The sequence below is a fragment of the Dietzia sp. Cai40 genome (assembly GCF_014145165.1).
GTDB classification, from domain to species: Bacteria; Actinomycetota; Actinomycetes; order Mycobacteriales; family Mycobacteriaceae; genus Dietzia; species Dietzia natronolimnaea.
Map to the genome: position 1 here is coordinate 1 of NZ_JAALEB010000170.1, position 3,179 is coordinate 3,179.

3 protein-coding genes are annotated in these 3,179 nt (G+C 69.7%); all 3 read left to right on the top strand.

What is annotated here, in order from left to right; genetic code table 11:
* Positions 1 to 662 (top strand): SDR family oxidoreductase (locus G6022_RS07360; RefSeq protein ID WP_182691284.1); only part of this gene is annotated, 662 nt, incomplete at its 5' end.
* 39 nt (positions 663 to 701) lie between these two features.
* The gene (locus G6022_RS07365) at positions 702 to 1,907 is read left to right on the top strand and encodes an acyl-CoA dehydrogenase family protein (RefSeq protein ID WP_182610103.1); all 1,206 of its coding nucleotides are present in this window, start codon (positions 702 to 704) and stop codon (positions 1,905 to 1,907) included.
* A 73-nt stretch (positions 1,908 to 1,980) separates the two neighbouring features.
* Positions 1,981 to 3,123 (top strand): thiolase family protein, encoded by a 1,143-nt coding sequence (locus tag G6022_RS07370; protein WP_179525666.1) that lies wholly within the window; start codon positions 1,981 to 1,983, stop codon positions 3,121 to 3,123.
* Positions 3,124 to 3,179 lie beyond the last annotated feature (56 nt).

A 3,179-nucleotide genomic window follows, 5' to 3' on the forward strand; every position in this document is an offset into this window, starting at 1 on the left:
CCGGCGCGACGGTCGTCCTGGCCGCCCGCCGACGGGAGCGCCTCGACGCACTCGCCGAGGAGCTCCGCGCGGCCGGCGGTACGGCGTCGACGGTGGCCTGTGACGTCGCGGACCCCGAGGCGTGTGCGGCCATGGTCCGCTCTGCCATGGACTCCCACGGGCGGATCGACATCCTGGTCAACAACGCCGGCATCGGCACCGCGGTGCCCGCGCTCAAGGAGACCCCGGAGCAGTTCCGGGGCGTGGTGGACGTCAACCTCCACGGCGCCTACTGGGCGGCCAAGGAGTGCGCGGCCGTCATGGAGCCCGGCTCGAGCATCGTCAACGTGGCCAGCGTGCTCGGCCTGACCGCAGGATTCGCCCCGCAGGCCGCCTACTCCGCCTCCAAGGCGGCCGTACTGGGACTGACCCGGGACCTGGCGGCCCAGTGGGGGAGCCGGCGGGGGATCCGCGTCAACGCCCTCGCCCCCGGGTACTTCGCCTCGGAGATGACCGACGAGATCCCCGAGACGATGCTCGCCGACATCACCGGACGCACGATCTTCGGTCGGCTCGGTCTGCAACCGGAGCTCGACTCCGCCCTTCTCTTCCTCGCCTCCGACGCCTCGTCGTTCATCACCGGGTCGACCCTCACCGTCGACGGCGGCATGACCCTTCACTAGTCCTCGACCTCACCAGTTCTCGACCCAGGAGACATCACGATGGAATTCGCGCACAGTCAGCGCAGCGTCGAGCTGCAGGAGAACATGTGGGAGTTCATGCGCGAGCATGTGTTCCCCGCCGAGCCGGTGTGGGCCGAGTACCTGCGCACGCACGGCGACCACGAACACCCGCCCGTCATGGAGGACCTCAAGGCGGAGGCGCGGCGTCGCGGGCTGTGGAACCTCTTCCTGCCGGAGTGGTCCGGCATCTCCAATCTCGAGTTCGCGGCGGTCTCGGAGATCTCCGGTTGGTCGCCGGTGATCGCCCCCGAGGCCATCAACTCGCAGGCGCCCGACACCGGGAACATGGAGACCTTCCACCTGTTCGGGACCGACGAGCAGAAGGCCGCGTACCTCGAGCCGCTCAAGGAGGGCAGGATCCGGTCGGCCTACGCCATGACCGAGCCCGACGTGGCCTCCTCCGATGCGACGAACATCCAGACCGTCATCCGCCGCGAGGGCGACGAGTACGTGATCAACGGCCGCAAGTGGTGGATCACGGGAGTGGCAGACGAGCGCTGCGAGATCTTCATCGTCATGGGCAAGACGGACGAGACCGCCGAGACGCACCGTCAGCAGTCGATGGTCCTGGTCCCGCGCGGTACCCCGGGGCTCACCATCGAGCGCAACCTCCCGCTGTTCGGCTACCAGGACCAGCACGGTCACTGCGAGCTCGTCTTCTCGGACGTCCGGGTGCCAGCGTCGAACCTGCTCGGCGAGGAGGGCGCCGGTTTCGCGATCGCGCAGGCGCGTCTCGGGCCGGGCCGCATCCACCACGCCATGCGCGCCATCGGGATGGCCGAGCGGGCCCTGGCCCTGATGGTCGACCGCGCCAAGTCGCGGCACGCCTTCGGCGGGTACCTGTCCGAGCAGGGCGTGGTGCAGGAGCACATCGCCAACTCCCGCATCGAGATCGACCAGGCACGCCTGCAGGTCCAGCACTGCGCGTGGATGATCGACACCGTCGGCGCCAAGGAGGCCCGGTTCGAGATCTCGGCCATCAAGGTGATCGCGCCGCAGGTCGCGTGCACCGTGATCGACCGGGCGATCGAGGTCTTCGGTGGGGCCGGTGTCTCGGACGACACCCCTCTCGCCTACTTCTACGCCTGGGCGCGGGCCCTGAGGATCGTCGACGGCCCGGACGCCGTGCATCGCCGCACCATCGCGCGTGGCGAGCTCAGGCGCACGCCGCCGTACGTCGGCTGAACGTGATGCGCAACACTGACAAGACCCGGTCGGACGAGACCGGATACTCACCGTTCGAGAGAGGGACACGCACATGGGTGCAGTGATCGTGGAGGCCGTGCGCAGCGCGGTGGGCAAGCGCAAGGGTGGACTGGCCGGGGTGCATCCGGCCGATCTGTCGGGCACGGTGCTGAACGCTCTGGTCGAGCGCGCCGGGGTCGACCCGGGGATCGTGGAGGACGTGATCTGGGGGTGCGTGACCCAGGCCGGCGAGCAGACCGGGGACATCGCGCGTACCGCGGTGCTCTCCGCCGGGTGGCCCGAGACCGTCACCGGCGTGACCATCGACCGCCAGTGCGGTTCCTCGCAGCAGGCGCTGAGCTTCGCCGTCGCGGTGGTCGAATCCGGTTACCACGACGTGGTGGTGGCCGGCGGCGTCGAGTCCATGACCCGTCAGCCGATGGGCAGCTCGATCACCGGCGAGGGCATCCCGTACGGGCAGGACTTCCTGGGCCGCTACGACGGCACCATGCCCAACCAGGGCGTCGGCGCCGAGATGATCGCCGAGCGGTGGGGGCTGTCCCGCACGCAGCTCGACGAGTTCGCCGTGGCCTCGCACGAGAAGGCCGCCGCCGCGCAGGACGCCGGGTTCTTCGCCGGGCACATCGTCCCGGTGACCACCCCGGACGGGGTCTTCGATGCTGACCAGGGCATCCGCCGGGGCAGCACCGTCGAGGGGCTGGCCGGGCTCAAGACCCCGTTCAAGTCCGACGGCGTGATCCACGCCGGCAACGCCTCGCAGATCTCGGACGGATCCGCCGCGATCCTGGTGATGAGCGAGGAGGCCGCCGCCAGGTATGGCTGCACGCCGATCGCGCGTGTCCACACCGCCACGCTCGCCGGCGACGATCCGGTCATCATGCTCACCGCCCCGATCCCGGCCACGGCCAAGGCTCTCGAGCGCTCCGGGTTGACGATCGACGACATCGGGGTGTTCGAGGTCAACGAGGCCTTCGCCTCGGTGCCGATGGCGTGGCTCGCCGAGACCGGCGCCGACCCGGCCAAGCTCAACCCCAACGGTGGCGCGATCGCCCTCGGCCACCCGCTCGGCGGCTCCGGGGCCCGCATCATGACGGACATGGTCCACCACATGAAGGCGAACGGCATCAGGTACGGCCTGCAGACGATGTGCGAGGGCGGCGGCCAGGCCAACGCCACCATCATCGAACTGCTCTGACGGCCTGGCATCGAACTGCTCTGACGGCCCAGGATCGAACTGCTCTGACGGCCCAG

Coding starts and splice junctions, on each gene's coding strand:
- G6022_RS07370 (WP_179525666.1), top strand. CDS start 1,981: ATGGGTGCAGTGATCGTGGAGGCCGTGCGCAGCGCGGTGGGCAAGCGC.
- G6022_RS07365 (WP_182610103.1), top strand. CDS start 702: ATGGAATTCGCGCACAGTCAGCGCAGCGTCGAGCTGCAGGAGAACATG.